The 17,714-nt window shown below is 29.3% G+C and carries 14 protein-coding genes; 9 read left to right on the top strand and 5 right to left on the bottom strand.

Annotated elements, in window-relative coordinates:
* Positions 1 to 28: 28 nt before the first annotated feature.
* The 3 genes from ACSIGC_RS03230 (at position 29) to ACSIGC_RS03240 (ending at position 4,076) form a co-directional block, all read left to right on the top strand.
* Positions 29 to 2,245 carry a RelA/SpoT family protein gene (locus ACSIGC_RS03230; protein WP_442266724.1) on the top strand — a complete coding sequence of 739 codons (2,217 nt, stop codon included), beginning with the start codon at positions 29 to 31 and terminating at the stop codon, positions 2,243 to 2,245.
* Between the two features lie 75 nt (positions 2,246 to 2,320).
* The gene (locus ACSIGC_RS03235) at positions 2,321 to 2,770 is read left to right on the top strand and encodes a Fur family transcriptional regulator (RefSeq protein WP_442266725.1); all 450 of its coding nucleotides are present in this window, start codon (positions 2,321 to 2,323) and stop codon (positions 2,768 to 2,770) included.
* A gap of 34 nt (positions 2,771 to 2,804) precedes the next feature.
* Positions 2,805 to 4,076, top strand: coding sequence for an adenylosuccinate synthase (locus tag ACSIGC_RS03240; protein ID WP_442266726.1), 1,272 nt, complete (start codon positions 2,805 to 2,807; stop codon positions 4,074 to 4,076).
* 34 nt (positions 4,077 to 4,110) lie between these two features.
* Here the strand turns inward: ACSIGC_RS03240 and ACSIGC_RS03245 are convergent, their stop codons facing one another.
* Positions 4,111 to 5,544 (bottom strand): pyridoxal phosphate-dependent decarboxylase family protein, encoded by a 1,434-nt coding sequence (locus tag ACSIGC_RS03245; protein ID WP_442266727.1) that lies wholly within the window; start codon positions 5,542 to 5,544, stop codon positions 4,111 to 4,113.
* A gap of 133 nt (positions 5,545 to 5,677) precedes the next feature.
* Between ACSIGC_RS03245 and ACSIGC_RS03250 the strand changes: the two genes are divergently transcribed.
* The 4 genes from ACSIGC_RS03250 (at position 5,678) to ACSIGC_RS03265 (ending at position 12,166) form a co-directional block, all read left to right on the top strand.
* Positions 5,678 to 7,303 (top strand): OstA-like protein, encoded by a 1,626-nt coding sequence (locus ACSIGC_RS03250; protein WP_442266728.1) that lies wholly within the window; start codon positions 5,678 to 5,680, stop codon positions 7,301 to 7,303.
* Positions 7,300 to 8,496: an aspartate aminotransferase family protein gene (locus ACSIGC_RS03255; protein WP_442266729.1), complete on the top strand. Its 1,197-nt coding sequence runs from the start codon at positions 7,300 to 7,302 to the stop codon at positions 8,494 to 8,496. The genes ACSIGC_RS03250 and ACSIGC_RS03255 overlap by 4 nt, the downstream gene beginning before the upstream one ends.
* A 178-nt stretch (positions 8,497 to 8,674) precedes the next feature.
* Positions 8,675 to 10,168: a hypothetical protein gene (locus tag ACSIGC_RS03260; protein ID WP_442266730.1), complete on the top strand. Its 1,494-nt coding sequence runs from the start codon at positions 8,675 to 8,677 to the stop codon at positions 10,166 to 10,168.
* A gap of 225 nt (positions 10,169 to 10,393) precedes the next feature.
* Positions 10,394 to 12,166 carry an AMP-dependent synthetase/ligase gene (locus tag ACSIGC_RS03265; protein ID WP_442266731.1) on the top strand — a complete coding sequence of 591 codons (1,773 nt, stop codon included), beginning with the start codon at positions 10,394 to 10,396 and terminating at the stop codon, positions 12,164 to 12,166.
* An 82-nt stretch (positions 12,167 to 12,248) separates the two neighbouring features.
* On the opposite strand, the gene ACSIGC_RS03270 is transcribed toward ACSIGC_RS03265, so the two are convergent.
* Positions 12,249 to 12,587 carry a DUF4870 domain-containing protein gene (locus ACSIGC_RS03270; protein WP_442266732.1) on the bottom strand — a complete coding sequence of 113 codons (339 nt, stop codon included), beginning with the start codon at positions 12,585 to 12,587 and terminating at the stop codon, positions 12,249 to 12,251.
* A 250-nt stretch (positions 12,588 to 12,837) separates the two neighbouring features.
* On the opposite strand from ACSIGC_RS03270, the gene mnmE reads away from it, so the two are divergent.
* Positions 12,838 to 14,238, top strand: a complete 1,401-nt coding sequence (mnmE, locus tag ACSIGC_RS03275) for a tRNA uridine-5-carboxymethylaminomethyl(34) synthesis GTPase MnmE (RefSeq protein WP_442266733.1) — start codon at positions 12,838 to 12,840, stop codon at positions 14,236 to 14,238.
* Positions 14,239 to 14,380: 142 nt separating this feature from the next.
* Here the strand turns inward: mnmE and kbl are convergent, their stop codons facing one another.
* Both kbl and ACSIGC_RS03285 read right to left on the bottom strand, forming a co-directional pair.
* Positions 14,381 to 15,577 (bottom strand): glycine C-acetyltransferase, encoded by a 1,197-nt coding sequence (kbl, locus tag ACSIGC_RS03280; protein ID WP_442266734.1) that lies wholly within the window; start codon positions 15,575 to 15,577, stop codon positions 14,381 to 14,383.
* 10 nt (positions 15,578 to 15,587) lie between these two features.
* A complete protein-coding gene (locus ACSIGC_RS03285; RefSeq protein WP_442266735.1) occupies positions 15,588 to 16,544 on the bottom strand; it encodes an NAD-dependent epimerase/dehydratase family protein in 957 nt (318 codons plus the stop codon).
* A 171-nt stretch (positions 16,545 to 16,715) separates the two neighbouring features.
* Between ACSIGC_RS03285 and ACSIGC_RS03290 the strand changes: the two genes are divergently transcribed.
* Positions 16,716 to 17,177 (top strand): Lrp/AsnC family transcriptional regulator, encoded by a 462-nt coding sequence (locus tag ACSIGC_RS03290; protein WP_442266736.1) that lies wholly within the window; start codon positions 16,716 to 16,718, stop codon positions 17,175 to 17,177.
* A 344-nt stretch (positions 17,178 to 17,521) separates the two neighbouring features.
* On the opposite strand, the gene ACSIGC_RS03295 is transcribed toward ACSIGC_RS03290, so the two are convergent.
* Entirely contained in the window at positions 17,522 to 17,713 is a 192-nt protein-coding gene (locus ACSIGC_RS03295) for a YgaP family membrane protein (protein ID WP_442266737.1), read from the bottom strand.
* Position 17,714 lies beyond the last annotated feature (1 nt).

The raw sequence follows: 17,714 nt of genomic DNA on the forward strand, positions 1-17,714 counted from the left end.
CTTATTTTGTATAGAAATACCCCTGTAAATGAAGTATACGGCAACTGTAGAGGAAGAAAACAAAGAAATCGCAAATAGATATAAAGATTTACTAAAAGGCACGTATCAAACTTTATCTGAAAATGATAAAAAATTAATACGCAAAGCTTTTGAAGTTGCTGTTGAAGCACATTCTAGTCAAAGAAGAAAATCTGGTGAACCATACATCTTTCACCCAATAGCAGTTGCAAAAATTGTTGCTTACGAAATTGGTCTTGGTGCAACTTCTATTGCCGCTGCCCTACTTCACGATGTTGTAGAAGATACACATTATACAGTTGAAGATATGGAGCAACTTTTTGGTGAAACCGTAGCTCGTATCGTTAGTGGTTTAACCAAAATTTCTCGTTTAAAACAAGATCAAGATTACTCTATACAAGCAGAAAACTTCAGAAAAATGCTATTAACATTACATGACGATGTTCGTGTAATTTTAATAAAAATTGCCGATCGTTTGCACAACATGCAAACTATGGATGCAATGCCACCACATAAACAAGTTAAAATAGCTTCTGAAACATTATACATTTACGCTCCACTTGCACACAGATTAGGGTTATATAACATTAAGACAGAACTTGAAGATTTAGGATTAAAATATACTGAACCAGAAGTTTACAACGACATCTTAATCAAAATAAAAGAAAGCAAAGAAGAGCAACAAAAATATATAGATCTTTTCAACTCTAAAATTAGAGAAGCCTTAGATAAAGAAGGATTTAAATATGAAATAAAAGGTAGATTTAAATCTATATTCTCTATCAGAAGAAAAATGCGAAAGCAGAATGTTTCTTTCGATGAAGTTTATGACAAGTTTGCAATTCGAATTATCTATACACCTACTTCTAATGATGAAAAGTTCGATGCTTGGAAAATTTACTCAATTGTAACAGATTTTTATAAACCCAATCCTGCTCGTTTAAGGGATTGGATTTCTCAACCTAAATCAACAGGATATGAAGCATTACATATCACTGTAGTTGGACCAGAAGCTAAATGGGTAGAAGTTCAAGTTCGTTCACAAAGAATGGATGAAATAGCTGAAAAAGGTTATGCTGCCCATTTTAAATATAAACAAGGTAATATTCGTGAAAACGGTTTAGAAGGTTGGTTAAATAAACTTAAAGAAACCTTAGAAAACAATACGTTAAATGCTGTAGATTTTGTTGAAGATTTTAAACTTAATTTATATGCTAAAGAAATTTATGTTTTTACTCCTAAAGGAGATTTAAAATCTTTACCAAAAGGAGCCTCTGCTTTAGATTTTGCATTCGCTATTCATACTGATGTCGGATTAAAATGTAGAGGCGCAAAAGTAAATGGAAAACTTGTACCGTTAAGCTATGAATTAAAGAGTGGTGATCAAGTTGATATTTTAACTTCTGCAACTAACAAACCTAATTCTCGTTGGTTAGATTTTGTAATGACAGCAAGAGCTAGAACAAAAATAAAATCTGCTCTTAAAGCTGATGAAAAGAAAATTGCTGAAGAAGGAAAAGCAATTTTAATGAGAAAATTAAGACATTTGAAGATAAACTATGATGAAAAATTAGTTCATGAAATAGCAAGTTTCTTTAATCTTCAAACTAGCTTTGATTTATTCTTTAGAATTGGTAATGGTGCAATTGACAATACTCAACTTAAAGAATTTGTAGCACAACGTTCTAGTCCAATTATAAGTTTCTTAAAAAATCCTTTCAAAAGAAATTCTCACAAAAACGTTACAGATAATGAAGAAGTAACCGACAAATTCGATGCATTAGTTTTTGGTCAAGATGAAGAAAAATTAGAATACTCACTTTCTGTTTGTTGTAAGCCTATACCAGGTGATGCAGTTTTTGGATTTGTTACTATTAACGATGGAATTAAAGTTCATAAAAATAATTGCCCGAATGCCATTTCCTTACAATCTAATTTTGCATATAGAATTATTAAAGCAAAATGGATAGATTCTACAAAACAAGAATTCTCTGCTATTTTAAAAATTAGTGGTGTAGATAACAAAGGAATTGTAAATAATATCACAAGAATTATTTCAAGCAACATGAATGTATACATTAATAGTATTAACATTTCTGGAAACGCAGGTGTTTTTGATGGAAAAATTTCACTCACTGTAAAGAATAGAAATCAGCTAACTAAGCTGATTAATAACATTAAAAAAGTAGATGGTGTTCAAAAAGTAACACGTGTTAATACTTTGTAAATATTATTCCTTACGTCATTACTTTTTATATCAAGAAATAAACGTAAATTTGTCCTTTGGTAAAATTCTAGATATATGAGTAGCACGGCTGAAAATCAAGAAATCGTAAAAAAAGTTTTCACTTCTTTCTTAGAGGAAAATAAGCACCGTAAGACACCTGAACGTTACGCTATTTTACAAGAAATTTATGATGCCGATGAACATTTTGATATAGAATCTTTATATATTAAAATGAAAAATAAAAACTATCGTGTTAGTAGAGCAACATTATACAACACTATGGATTTACTTTTAGATTGCGGTTTAGTTCGTAAACATCAGTTTGATGGGCAATCTATGGCACGATATGAAAAAAGTTACTTTGATAAAAATCACGATCATGTAATTTTAACAGATACAGGAGAAGTGAAAGAATTTTGTGATCCAAGAATTCAAATTATCAAACAAACTATTGAAGAGGTTTTCAATATTGATATCCATAACCATTCTTTATACTTCTACGGAACTAAGAAAAAACCGAATTAAACTTTAAATACACATAACACAACACACTAATATAATGGCAGTAGATTTATTACTAGGCTTGCAATGGGGAGATGAAGGTAAAGGTAAAATCGTTGACGTCCTTACTCAAAATTACGATATCATCGCTCGTTTTCAAGGTGGCCCAAACGCTGGTCATACTCTAGTTTTCGATGGAAACAAGTATGTTTTACATACTATTCCTTCAGGTATATTCCATAAAACCGCTTTAAACGTAGTTGGTAATGGAGTCGTTATCGATCCTGTAATTTTTAAAAAGGAATTAGAAAATTTAGATCAACATAATATCAATTATGCTGATAAACTATTAATTTCTAGAAAAGCACATTTAATTTTACCAACACATAGATTATTAGACGCAGCTTCTGAAACTTCTAAAGGAAAAGCTAAAATTGGTTCTACTTTAAAAGGAATTGGACCAACTTACATGGACAAAACTGGAAGAAACGGAATGCGTGTTGGTGATTTAGAATTAGATAACTGGAAAGAAAAATATAAAACATTGACAGAAAAGCATATTAAAATGCTTAATTTCTTTGATGTTGATATTCAGTATGATCTAGATGAATTAGAGCAAGAATTCTGTGAGGGAATTGAAAAATTAAAATCATTACAGTTTATCGATTCTGAAGCGTTTTTAAACAACGCAATGAAAGAAGGTAAAAAAATTCTAGCGGAAGGTGCTCAGGGATCTTTATTAGATATCGATTTTGGAACATATCCGTTTGTAACTTCAAGCAATACTACAGCTGCTGGTGCTTGTACTGGTTTAGGTGTTGCTCCAAACAGAATTAAAGAAGTTTTCGGAATTTTTAAAGCATATACTACTAGAGTTGGTTCTGGACCATTTCCAACAGAGTTATTTGATGAAGTTGGAGAAACTATGGGAAGAGTTGGACACGAATTTGGTGCTACAACTGGTAGACGAAGACGCTGTGGTTGGTTAGATTTAGTAGCTTTAAAATATGCTGTTGAAGTAAATGGAGTTACTCAATTAATGATGATGAAAGGTGATGTACTTTCTGGTTTCGATACTTTAAAAGTTTGTACTGCTTACAAATATAAAGGAGAAGAAATTACACACTTACCATATAATATTGAACCTGAAAATGTAGAACCAATTTACTCTGAATTTAAAGGCTGGGAAGCTGATTTAACTGAAATGACAAATGAGGAATCTATGCCTAAAAACTTAGTAAATTACATCAACTTTATTGAAAAAGAAACTGGTGTACCTATCAAAATTGTATCAGTCGGTCCAGATAGAAAACAAACTATCTTAAGATAATTCAAAAAAAAGAGTTCTATTAAGAACTCTTTTTTTATTTAGTTATTGAAGTTTCAGTGGCATAATTTTCACATTGATGTAATGTTTCTAAAACATCCTCTAATGTTGTTCTAGGATTTATTAAACACATTCGTAAGACAACTTGTTTATTTAAAACAGTAGTTACAAAAACTGCCTCCCTAGAATCCATTACTTTCTTAGAAATTTCTTGATTAATTCTATCAATTTCTTCTTCAGAATACTTTTTGTCAATCGGATTATATCTAAAATTAATTACAGCTAAAGTAGCAGGAGAAACAACTTCCCATACCCTACTCTTTCTTAAATAATCTTCTACTTTTTCTGTTAAATCAATATTATATGTAATTGCTTTTCTAAATGCTTCTAATCCATAAGTTTTAATAGACATATAGAATTTCAAAGCGCGTAAACGTCTAGTTAACTGAACTCCATAATCATAAAAATTAATTTCAGATTCGTTACCTTCAATATCTCTTAAGTACTCAGGTTTTTCACTAAAAGTACTGCTTAACCAAGAAGCATCTTTTACTAATAAACAACCAATTTCATATGGCTGAAAAAACCATTTATGAGGATCTACTGTAAGAGAATCTGCTCTTTCTATTCCTCTTAACATACTTTTTCCTTTTTTTGATAAAATAGCTGCACCACCATAAGCTCCGTCAACATGCATCCAAATATTTTCAGCTTCACAGATATCTGCAATTTCATCTAAAGGGTCTACTGTTCCAGTATTAGTAGTTCCTGCATTAGCTATAAAACAAAAAGGTTGCAAACCTTCTAACTTGTCTTTTGCTATAGCATTTTTTAATTTATTAACACCTAATCTGAATTCAAAATCAGTAGGGATAATACGAATTTGTTCCTTTTTAAATCCTAGTACTCGAATTGCTTTAATATTAGAAGAATGTGCTTGATCTGAAAGATAAATAACTGCTTTAGAAAAATCATCTCCACATTTTTGCCTCCTCGCTGTTACTAATGCTGTTAAATTAGCCATAGAACCACCGCTTGTAAAAATCCCGCCACCTTTTTTGACAGGGAAATCATACATTTTCAACAACCAATTAATAGTTACTATTTCTAATTCTGCAGCTGCTGACGACACCAACCATCCTCCAGAAAAAATATTGAATCCAGTTGCCAGAGAATCAGACATTGTACTAATAAAATTACTTGGCCCAGGTACAAATGAATAAAACTTAGGATGTGATGCAATAGTACTATTAGGTACCACATTCTGCATTACGAAATCTAATATTTCATTAGCATCTGTTGGGTATTCTGGAGCTTCTTGTAAAAATATAGCATCTAATTCTTTACGATTCTTAAATTCTGGAACAGGTTTTTTTTGATTCATCTTGTCCCAATGTTCAGCTATTAAATCAACTATTTTATATCCATAAGACTTCATATCTTCTAAAGATAGATCGAAGTAATTTTCCATGTTTTTTATTTAATTTATTACAAAATTATACTTCTTTTAACGAATACAAATAGTATTTCAAACTAATTTTATAACATCATTTAGAAATTTGGCATATTCTTTTCTTTATTTTTGTGCATTAAATTGAAAAATTTTGAAGAGAATACTTCTTTTTATTTTAATAATAACTTCATTACAAATTTGTTCTCAAAATAAGAGAATAAGAATACTTTCATCTAAAATTTCAACATTTGATGAAAAAAGATGGCCTGGAGCAACAATATTAATTGGTAATGTTAAAGTAGCTCATGAAGGAGCAACTTTAGATTGTAAACGCGCACTCTTATATAGAGAGCAAAATATTTTTAAAGCTATTGGTGAAGTAGTTATTGAACAAGGAGATAGTATTATCCAATATTCAGATTTTGCAAACTACGATGCAAACACTAAAATTGCAAAATCATGGGGTAATGTGGAAGTTAACGACAAAGAAATGAAGTTAACTACTGACACCTTATATTTTGACAGAACAAATCAAAAATTATTTTACCCAGCAAAAGGAACTATAAAGGATAAAAAAAACACTTTAAAAAGTGATAGAGGAACGTATTATTTAGAAGAAAAAAAGTTTTCCGCAAAAACTCAAGTAAATGTTGTTAACCCTGATAATGAACTAAATTCAGATCATTTAGATTATTACACAAATACAAACTTAGCTTATGTTTACGGGCCATCAACAATCTTTAACTTTAAAGATAGTACTAAAGTTTATGCTGAAAAAGGTTTTTTCGATACCAATACAGATATTTCATACTTTGTAAAAAACGCAAAACTCTTTTTAAAAGACAGAACTGTAGCTGCTGATAGTTTATATTACGATAAAAGAAAAGGGTTTGCATCAGCTAATAATCGAATTAAGGTAATTGACACTGTTCAAAAAATGGTTATAAAGGGAAATTATGCCGAAATTTTTGAATTAAAAGATTCTATGTTTATTATAAAGAAACCTGTAGCAATTTCTATCATGGAAAAAGATTCTCTTTACATTCATGGTGATACAATTTTAGTTACTGGAAAAAAAGACAACAGAATTGTTAGAACATACCATCATGTGAAAATTTTTAAATCAAATTTACAAGGTAAATGTGATTCCATTCATTCAAATCAAGCTACAGGATTAACACGAATGTTTAAAAACCCTGTTTTATGGTCTGGTAAAAGTCAAATTACAGGAGATAGTATTCAATTTACAACTCATAAAGAAACAAATAAGTTAGATTCTTTACGTGTTTTAAAAAATGCGTTTGTGATAGAAAATGATTCTTTAGATCCTAAAAACTTCAATCAAATAAAAGGAAGAGATATCTTTGGAAAATTTGAAAATAATAACCTAAAAGTTCTTTTAGTAAAAGGAAATGCAGAATCTTTATATTATAATAGAAACGAAGAAACTTTAAAGTTAGAAACAGTTACTAAAGAAATAGCTAGTGATATAGAGTTTTTATTAGAAAATAATGAAGTTATTCAAACGAAATACTTCAAAAAATCAGAGGGAAAAACTTATCCTCCATCTGATTTCCCTAGTGATAAGGCAAAATTTACTGGTTTTATATGGAGGGAGGATGAACAACCTAAGGTAATGGAAGATATTTTTAAAAAAGAAACTCAAAAAGTAAAACCAAAAACTAAAGTAAATTCTGCCTTACAAAAAGCTAAAAAACAACTTTTCAAAGAAAATAAAAAGCGTGATCTACAACAATTAAAGGAAGAAGAGGAATGAAAAAAGATTTTTTAAAATATCAAGGGCAAACTACACCTCACCCTCTAAGCATAGAAATATCTCACGCATCTGGAAGCTATATATATAGTAACGACAATAAAACTTATTTAGATTTTGTTGCTGGTGTTTCTGCTAATAGTTTAGGTCACAATAATCTTATTGTAAACAATGCTATAAAAGAACAAATAGATCAATATACACATGTTATGGTCTATGGAGAATTTATTCAAAAACCTCAATTAGAACTTTGCAAAGCTTTAGCAAATACATTACCTGAAGATTTATCCTGCGTATACTTAGTGAATTCTGGTACAGAAGCAACAGAAGGTGCTTTAAAATTAGCAAAACGTTACACAGGCAGAACAGAAATTATTGCTGCAAATAATGCTTATCATGGAAATACTGCTGGAGCTATGAGTGTTTGTGGAGCTGAAGAGCAAAATAGAGCTTTTAGACCCTTAATTCCTGGTAGTAAGTTTATACAATTCAATAATGAAGATGACCTGAAAAAAATTACTTCCAAAACTGCTGGTGTAATTTTAGAAACTATTCAGGGTGGTGCTGGTTTTATAACCCCAAAAAATAACTTCTTAACTAAAGTAAAAAAACGTTGTAAAGAAGTTGGGGCATTATTAATTCTAGATGAAATACAAACAGGAATTGGAAGAACCGGTAAATTTTGGGGATTCGAAAATTACAATGTTACTCCTGATATTATAATTACAGGGAAAGGTCTTGGAGGCGGAATGCCAATAGGAGCTTTTATTTCTTCTAAAGAGATTATGGATTGTTTAAAAGATAATCCAAAATTAGGCCATATTACAACTTTTGGCGGACACCCTGTAATTGCAGCAGCAGGTTTAGCAACTGTAAACGAAATTATATCAAAAGCTTTAGCCAAAGAGGCTATTAGAAAAGAACAATTGTTTCGTAAACATTTAAAACACTCTTTAATTAAAGAAATCAGGGGAAAAGGGTTAATGTTAGCTTTAATTGTTAACACTCCTGAAATTGCAAATACAATTGTTTTAAATGCTTTAGAAAATGGTTTAATTTTATTTTGGCTTTTGTATGAAAAAAGAGCTGTGAGAATTACTCCTCCACTCACAATTTCTGAAGAAGAAATTATTAAAGGCTGTCAAATTTTAACAGAAATTTTAGACAATATAAAAATGTCCTCAACGTTAAATTAATACTTTATAGTTGATTGGGGATTTTATTAACTATTGAAATCGGTTGAGAAGTTTTTCTTGGCCGATTTTTTTTATTACAAACAAACCTGCTTTTAATCCCCTTTTTCAATCTCTTAAGGCAAAAAACTAAAAGTCAATCTATTTTAAAATTATTTTTAGTAAACAAACTAATATAATCATGGCTTTCAAAAAAAATAAATTCGAAATAACACTTTTCTTAATCTTTACAATTTTTATTTATGTTGGATGTAAAAAATCTAAACCTTTAGACATCGATATATCTTATAAACTACCTATAGATGTTCCAATAAATGCATCACAAGAAGAATTAGCCAAATTTGCATGGCAAGAATTTTTTGCTTTAAATTGGAAATCTTCATGGGAAAAAGATAATTTAAGAACAAAACCAGATACTAAATGGAATTACAAAACCGATAACGGAGATAATTTTTTAAGTGTATGGGAAACTTATATTCATAGATCAGAATTAAGACCAGCTAATGGTAAAAGAACAAAAGATCTTAGCAAAGGGAAACCTTATTATACTTTTGTTGACTCTACAACTGTAAATACAATGAACCCTATTGAACTTAATAAATATTGGAATCTACTAGACGAAGACAATGAAATTGGTTCTGCTTATGTATTTGCTCATAAAAATAAATTTGAAGTACTTTACGCTGCTAAAACTAACTTAATTGAATATAATTATCTTAAAAAGTATTTCCCTACAGATTCTGAATTATATAAAGCAGTTGACAAAAGTACTGATAGCACCTCTTTTAGAAAACGTTTAAAAGAATTAAGCTTAAAACAAATGTGTGATTCCGATCTAAACAGTATAGATGGATATGTATGTTTACCTTGCTCTAAAGATTCTCAAAATGAAGGAGCTATAGAAATAAAGCTTGCCTTTAGGGAATTAGATCCTTTAAAAGATGATGTTTCTAGGTATATTGTAAAAGAAGTAGTTTACTTCAAAGAATCTGTTGTGAACAATCAAAAATATTCTAATGCATTTACAAAACAGTTTGCTCTTATTGGTATGCATATTATTAGAAAAACAAAAAACCATCCAACATTCATTTTTGCTTCTTGGGAACAAATTGATGAAAGAAATAAAAATACTCAAACTATAGGAATAGACGCAGTATCTGTTAACGGTAAAGAATATACTGATGTCGATCCACACAGATTAAATCCTGTTATTGAAAGAGTAATTCCTGAAACAATTCAAAAGATTAATAAAAATGTACATAATAAATTAATTAAGAATAATAATAAATCAAAATGGCAATATTATCAATTAATTGGTGTACAAGGAAAACCAATAGACTATAAAGATAGAAATAGTGATAATAATTACTTTATGGCTAATTATGTAATTGAGTCTGATCTTAAATTAACCAACTTTCATGGTTCTTTTGGAGATCCTTTTAATACGAAAATAAAAAACATAATTTCTAATGGAAAGGAATTTAATATGGGAGGTTGTATGGGGTGCCATGGTCAAGGACAAACGACATTCGGAACTGATTTTAGTTTTTTATTAGATAGTGGTGCTGGAAAACCTGTAATTAGACCAGATTCTTATCAAACATATCAAGAAGCTATTACGGAAGCTCAAAAAAATGAAATTGAAGAAATTATAAAAGAACTTGAAAAACAGTAAAAACATTATTTATAAAAGTTAACCTGAAATTTTTAGAAATTTCATGCAAAAGCTATAGATAATTATGAATTTAATTACATTTTTATAATCGATTAAGAAATTTTCTTAGTCGATTTATTTACATATGTTAAACAATACGTTGTAAAACCAAGCAAATCAAGCAAAAACATTTTTTGCCTGAACAAGTTAATTTGTTTAATTTGGAACACACAAATTTAGGTTTATATGTCGATTGAAATTACGCGTTTATTTGACTTTCCATATTACCAATTGGAAAAGTACGATCTTGAAAAATCACTAACTACAAAATATAACGGAAAATGGGAATCCGTTTCTACAAAAGAATACATTGATAAAGCTAATGCGATTAGTCGTGGACTTTTAAGATTAGGGGTAAAACCTAATGATAAAATAGCTATTATTTCTACAAATAACTGTACAGAATGGAATATTTGTGATATTGGTATTTTACAAACTGGAGCTCAAAATGTTCCTATTTATCCTACAATTTCTAAAGAAGATTATGAATATGTTTTAAATCATTCAGAATCTACATATTGTTTTGCTTCAGACGAAATGATTATAGAAAAACTAAATCAAATTAAAGGAAATACAAAATTAAAAGGAGTATTTACTTTTAATCAAATTGCAGGTGAAAAAAACTGGACTGAAGTTTTAGATTTAGGAAAAGATGAAAGTAATCAACAAGAAGTTGAAGATAGAAAAGCAAATGTAAAACCAGAAGATTTAGCTACGCTAATTTATACTTCAGGTACTACTGGTAGACCTAAAGGTGTAATGCTTTCTCATAACAATATTGTATCTAATGTTTTATCTAGTTCATTACGTGTTCCTGTTGATCAAGGTCAAGGTAAAAGTTTAAGCTTCTTACCTGTTTGCCATATCTTCGAACGTATGATATTGTATTTATATCAATACTGTGGTATTTCAATCACTTTTGCAGAATCTATTGAGAAGTTAAGTGAAAATGCTCAAGAAGTAAAACCTAATGTGATGACTGCTGTTCCGAGACTTTATGAAAAAATTTATGATAAAATTTATGCTAAAGGAACTGAATTGTCTGGTATTAAAAAAGCTTTATTTTTCTGGGCAATTGACCTTGGTTTAAAATACGAACCATACGGAGCAAACGGTTGGTGGTATGAAAAACAATTAGGAATAGCTAGAAAACTAATATTCTCAAAATGGCAAGCTGCTTTAGGAGGTGAACTAAAAATAATGGTTTCTGGTAGTGCAGCTTTACAACCAAGATTAGCTAGAGTATTTGCAGCTGCAGGAATGCCTGTCATGGAAGGTTATGGTTTAACTGAAACTTCTCCTGTTATTTCTGTGAATGATGAAAGAAATGGTGGATTTAAAATTGGGACTGTAGGTCGTTTGATAGAAGGAGTTGAAGTTAAAATTTCAGAAGAAGATGAAATTTTAGTTAAAGGGCCTAACGTAATGATGGGATATTATAAAGATCCTGAAAAAACAGCTCAAGTTTTAAAAAACGGTTATTTCCACACTGGAGATAAAGGAAAAATAGAAAATGGATTTTTAAGTATTACTGGTAGAATTAAAGAAATGTTTAAAACTTCTGGTGGTAAATATGTTATTCCTACACTTATAGAAGATAAATTAAAACAATCTCGTTTTATTGAACAAGTGATGGTAGTTGGCGAAGGAGAAAAAATGCCAACAGCTTTAATTCAACCAAATTTTGACTTTATTAAAGAATGGGCTAATCGTAATAATATTAACTCTTCTTCAGAAAAAGATTTAGTTGCTAACGAAAAGGTTATCGCTAGGATTCAAGAAGAAGTAGATGATTGTAATTGTAACTTTGGAAAATGGGAGCGTATTAAACGCTTTGAATTAACCCCAGAACAATGGACAATCGATGGAGGCCATTTAACCCCTACAATGAAAATGAAACGTAAAGTCATTAAAGAAATTTATAAAGATCTTTATGAAAAAATGTACGATAGATCTTAAAATTAAAAAACCTTTGAATTTAAATTCAAAGGTTTTTTTGTACAAAATTTTAATTTAACTATTTGTCAACTTAAAATAAGTTTTATTCAATAAATTGTATACTAAAAGGATAATTCGGAGCTTCATTATTTGTTGCTTTAATAGCATTTATAATCGGGAAAATAAAATAAAATATTCCCAAAAGAATAAATCCTAAAATTCCTAATCCAAAAAACAAAATCAAAGGAATACATAATAATGCATATATAAACATCGATATTCTAAAGTTTAAAATAGCTTTGCCGTGTTCATCCATCCCTTCTACTTCATCTTTTTTAACCATCCAAATAATTAAAGGAGCAACAAAACCTCCGATAACAGTAACTAAATCTAATAATTGACTTAAATGTGTAATTGCTAATAATTCTTTATTTCTTTGCATTTTTTGTTGTTGTTTACACTTATTAGACGTAAGGTTTATCGTTTTGTTACAAAAAAATAAAATGATTATTTGTAATTTATAAATAAACTGACATCAAACAGAATTCGTTATAGTTTTCCTTCATAAATTCCTATTTATAAGAGTAATGAGATTCCGAAATAAATTTTTAATAATGCAGAAACTATATTTCTAAGAAATCTTAAAACTAAAATTGTATTGAACTGTAGTATATTTGCATAAAAAATACGTTTTGCAAACACTAATTAACGATACAATTGTTGCCTTAGCTACTCCTTCTGGAGTTGGAGCTATTTCTGTAATTCGACTTTCTGGTGAAAAGTCTATTGAAATTGTAAATCAATTTTTTACTTCAGTTAAAAAAAACAAATCGTTATTAGATCAAAAAACACATACGATTCATTTAGGTCATATCACCAATAAGGGAAAGATTGTAGATGAAGTTTTGGTTTCTGTTTTTAAAAACCCAAACTCGTATACTGGTGAAAATGTAGTAGAAATTTCTTGTCATGGTTCTGTATTCATTCAACAAGAAATTTTACAACTATTTTTAAGTAACGGATGTAGAATGGCCGATAATGGTGAATTTACCATGCGTGCTTTTTTGAATGGTAAAATGGATTTAAGTCAGGCTGAAGCTGTGGCAGATGTGATTGCTTCTAATTCTGAAGCTTCGCATCAAATGGCTATCCAGCAAATGCGTGGTGGAATTACCAATGAATTGAAAGATTTACGTGGGCAGTTACTTGATTTTGCAGCTTTAATTGAATTAGAATTAGATTTTTCTGGTGAAGATGTTGAGTTTGCAGACCGCACGAAATTCCGAGAATTGGTGACTAAAATCACATCAGTTTTAAAACGTTTAATTGATAGCTTTGCTTTTGGAAATGCCATGAAAAATGGAATTCCGGTTGCAATTATTGGTGAGCCAAACGTAGGAAAATCTACACTTTTAAATGCTTTATTAAACGAAGAGAAAGCAATTGTTTCTGATATTGCTGGTACTACAAGAGATGCTATTGAAGATGAAATGATTATTGATGGTGTGGCTTTTCGTTTTATTGATACTGCTGGAATTCGTGAAACTGAAGATATAGTTGAAAGTATTGGTATACAAAAAGCGTACGAAAAGGCGGATAAAGCTCAGCTCGTTATCTTTTTAGTAAACGCAGAGGAGGCTATCATTAAATCCTCTAAATTACTTTCTGAAATCACTAAAGTTAAAGATCGTTTTTCACATAAACGTGTACTAACTATTGCTAATAAGATTGATAATATTTCGGAAGATAAACTATCAGAATTGAATTATTTACTTCCTGATGCTCTGCTGTTATCTGCAAAACAAAAAATAGGTGTAGATTCTTTAAAAAGTGAATTGACTTCTTTAGTGAATACTGGAGCTTTAAGTAATAATGAAACTATTGTGACAAATTCTCGTCATTTTGAGGCTTTAAATAATGCTTTAGAGAGTATTCAATCTGTTGATAATGGAATAGAAATAGGAATTTCTTCTGATTTATTTGCTATTGATATTCGAGAATGTTTACGTCACTTAGGAAATATAACAGGTGAATATGACGTAGATAAAGATATTTTAGGTCATATTTTCTCTAATTTCTGTATCGGTAAATAGATTTTCTTTCTTTTAGTTATACTTTACTTTTTCTTTAAAAAAGAATTAAACATAATAAATCAAATATTAAGTTTAATTCTTTCTTATCTATAAGTAGAATAAAAATTGACCAGTATTTAAAACTTATTTTTTATTAAAAAGTTTAGTTTATTACTTTAAGTTCCTTACCTACTTTTACAAAAGCTTCGACTGCTTTATCTATATGAGCTTTTGTATGTGCTGCTGATAACTGCACTCGTATTCTTGCTTTTTCTTTAGGCACAACTGGATAGAAAAAACCTATTACATAAATACCTTCATCTAACAATTTACTCGCCATAATTTGTGATAACTTTGCATCATATAACATTACTGGAACAATTGCTGCATCGGCACCAACTAAATCAAAACCAGCTGTTTCCATTTTTGTTCTAAAGTAATTTGTGTTTTCTTCTAATTTATCTCTTAACGAAGTATCATTTTCAAGTATTTCAAAAACTTTTAAAGATGCTCCTACTATTGCTGGTGCTAATGAGTTAGAGAATAAATACGGTCTTGAACGTTGACGTAACATATCAATAATCTCTTTTCTTCCTGTAGTAAACCCTCCCATAGCTCCACCTAAAGCTTTTCCGAGAGTTCCTGTAATGATATCTACACGTCCTAGTACATCTTTTAGTTCTATTGTACCACGTCCTGTTTTTCCTATAAAACCAGAAGCATGACATTCATCAATCATTACTAATGCATCGTACTTGTCTGCTAAATCACAAATTTTATCCAACTCAGCAACTACACCATCCATAGAAAATACACCATCTGTAACAATAATTTTAAAACGATGATTTTGTTTATTAGCTTCAATAAGTTTAACTTCTAAATCTGCCATATCATTATTAGCATATCTATAACGAGCAGCTTTACATAATCTAACTCCATCAATAATTGATGCATGATTTAGAGAATCTGAAATAATAGCATCCTCTTTGGTTAATAAAGGCTCAAAAACACCACCATTAGCATCAAATGCTGCTGCGTATAAAATAGTATCTTCACAATGAAAAAACTCTGCAATTTTATCTTCTAATTGCTTGTGTATATCTTGTGTACCGCAAATGAATCGTACTGAAGACATTCCGAAACCGTGAGTGTCTAAAGTGTCTTTTGCTGCTTGTATAACTTCTTTATTATTTGATAAACCTAAATAATTATTCGCACAAAAATTTATAACTTCTTCTCCTGTAGACACTTTAATTACCGCATCTTGCGAAGTTGTAATAATACGTTCTTCTTTATACAAACCATCATTTTTAATAGTTTGTAATTCATCTTGTAAATATTTTTTAATATTTCCGTACATTTTCTACAGTTTATATTGTTAATGAATGATAGTGTACTTTTAATTTTTCTATCATAATTTGAGACATCGAATCTAAATCGAACTTAGGCTTCCAGTTCCAATCATTTCTAGCATTACTATCATCTATACTCCCTGGCCATGAGCTTGCAATGTGTTGTCTAAAATCTGGTTTATAGCTTATTGTAAAATCAGGATATATTTTTTTTATAGAGTTAAATATTTGCTCTGGTGTAAAACTCATTCCTGCAAGGTTATACGATGTTCTAATTTTAATGTTTTCTGAAGGTGCATCCATAAGCTCTATTGTAGCACGTATAGCATCATCCATAAATATCATAGGAAGCTCTGTAGATTCATTTATAAAACACTCAAAACTTTCTTCTTTTACTGCTTTATGATAAATATCTACAGCATAATCTGTAGTACCTCCACCTGGTAAAGATTGATAACCAATAACTCCAGGATATCTTAATGAACGTACATCTAAACCATATTTTTTAAAGTAATAATTCGCCCAATTTTCGCCAGCACCTTTGCTAATACCATAAACTGTTGTTGGCGTAAGGTTTGAAAATTGTGGAGTATTATTGCTCTCTACATTAGGACCAAAAACTGCAATTGAACTTGGAAAGAATACTTTTTTTATATTATGAAGTCTAGAGGCTTCTAATACATTAAAAAGTGTTTTCATATTAATATTCCAAGTTTGTAAAGGTGCTTTTTCTCCGTTAGCTGATAATATGGCTGCTAGGTGGTATATTTGAGTTATTTTATTTTCAGAAATTAAATCTACTATAGCATCATAATCTGTTGCATCAAGTGTTTCAAAACGTCCTGTAAATTCTGAGTTTTCACGTAAATCTGTCGCGATTACATTATCAACACCCCACTTCTCTTGAAGACTATCAGTTAACACAGACCCTAACTGACCACTAGCTCCTGTTATTAATATTTTTTCTCTAATCATTTTTAAAAATTATACAAATACAAAATTAGAACATTAAAACCTAAAACAGACTAATAATTCGATAAACAACAAAAACTAAGTTGTTTATTTTGTATTTTATCATTTTTAAAGAATAAAAATCTGAAATAAAATTGTTTTAATTATATTAGCAGGAAAAAATCATATAAAATTATGGATCTAATTGATGAAGTTGATTTAAAAATATTAAGGATTTTACAAAAAAATTCTAAAACAACAAATAAGGAAATTGCAAATAAGTTAAACCTGACACCTTCGCCTATACATGAAAGAATTAAACGTTTGGAGAATAAAGGATATATAAAAAAATATGTAGCAATTTTAGATAAAGTACTTTTAAATAAACCCATTACTGCAATATGCATGGTCTCATTAAGATATCATGATGAAGGTTTTATTGATAAATTTGACAAACAAATAAAAGAGTTAAAAGAAGTACAAGAATGTTATCACATGGCTGGTAAAGTCGATTTTTTTTTAAAAATAAATTTAGAAACTCTAAATGCTTACCATGAATTTGTAAGACTTAAATTATCTAAAATAGAAAATATTGGTGTTTTAGAGAGTTATTTTGTTCTTAAAGAAATTGTTTCTACAACAGAATATTCATTTTAAAGAAACTAACTTCAGATATTAATTACATCTATACTTTATTTTTTATTTTAATTAAATAAAAGAAAACAAAATCTTACACCATTACTCCACCTCAAAATACTACAAATACTAATTTTAATTACGATCTCACTTTCTGTATTGGGAAGTAAATTGTTTTTTTAATCACCTTATAAAAAAACATAGATATATTATTCAAAAAAAGGAACTTAGAGTTCCTTTTTTTATTTAAATTTTTATCCTTTAAATTAAGGATATTAAACATTTTATTAAACTATATCGTGATTTAGCAAACAAACTTAAAAAGTTCTTTTTCTAAATTAAACACATATTTTTTTAGAGACTATTTATTCCTTTACTTTAAAAACTTTTCTAAGAATATCATCCATTAAACACCATTTACTAAATGATGATTGTAGTAGATTCATCCCTACAAATGCAGTAAGCCATAACCAATTTTTATTCACTTTTACTGCTAGAACTAAACTAACTAATATAAATATACCTGCTATTGCTCTAATGATTTGTTCTCTCTTCATT

It is taken from the genome of Tenacibaculum aquaeponti (assembly GCF_052084715.1).
In the GTDB taxonomy this organism is placed as follows: Bacteria; Bacteroidota; Bacteroidia; order Flavobacteriales; family Flavobacteriaceae; genus Polaribacter.

Excerpts from the sequence above, each read along its gene's own strand:
- ACSIGC_RS03285 (WP_442266735.1), bottom strand. The coding sequence starts at position 16,544 with ATGATTAGAGAAAAAATATTAATAACAGGAGCTAGTGGTCAGTTAGGG.
- ACSIGC_RS03235 (WP_442266725.1), top strand. The coding sequence starts at position 2,321 with ATGAGTAGCACGGCTGAAAATCAAGAAATCGTAAAAAAAGTTTTCACT.
- kbl (WP_442266734.1), bottom strand. The coding sequence starts at position 15,577 with ATGTACGGAAATATTAAAAAATATTTACAAGATGAATTACAAACTATT.
- ACSIGC_RS03265 (WP_442266731.1), top strand. The coding sequence starts at position 10,394 with ATGTCGATTGAAATTACGCGTTTATTTGACTTTCCATATTACCAATTG.
- ACSIGC_RS03290 (WP_442266736.1), top strand. The coding sequence starts at position 16,716 with ATGGATCTAATTGATGAAGTTGATTTAAAAATATTAAGGATTTTACAA.
- ACSIGC_RS03245 (WP_442266727.1), bottom strand. The coding sequence starts at position 5,544 with ATGGAAAATTACTTCGATCTATCTTTAGAAGATATGAAGTCTTATGGA.
- ACSIGC_RS03240 (WP_442266726.1), top strand. The coding sequence starts at position 2,805 with ATGGCAGTAGATTTATTACTAGGCTTGCAATGGGGAGATGAAGGTAAA.
- ACSIGC_RS03295 (WP_442266737.1), bottom strand. The coding sequence starts at position 17,713 with ATGAAGAGAGAACAAATCATTAGAGCAATAGCAGGTATATTTATATTA.
- ACSIGC_RS03270 (WP_442266732.1), bottom strand. The coding sequence starts at position 12,587 with ATGCAAAGAAATAAAGAATTATTAGCAATTACACATTTAAGTCAATTA.
- ACSIGC_RS03260 (WP_442266730.1), top strand. The coding sequence starts at position 8,675 with ATGGCTTTCAAAAAAAATAAATTCGAAATAACACTTTTCTTAATCTTT.
- ACSIGC_RS03255 (WP_442266729.1), top strand. The coding sequence starts at position 7,300 with ATGAAAAAAGATTTTTTAAAATATCAAGGGCAAACTACACCTCACCCT.
- ACSIGC_RS03230 (WP_442266724.1), top strand. The coding sequence starts at position 29 with ATGAAGTATACGGCAACTGTAGAGGAAGAAAACAAAGAAATCGCAAAT.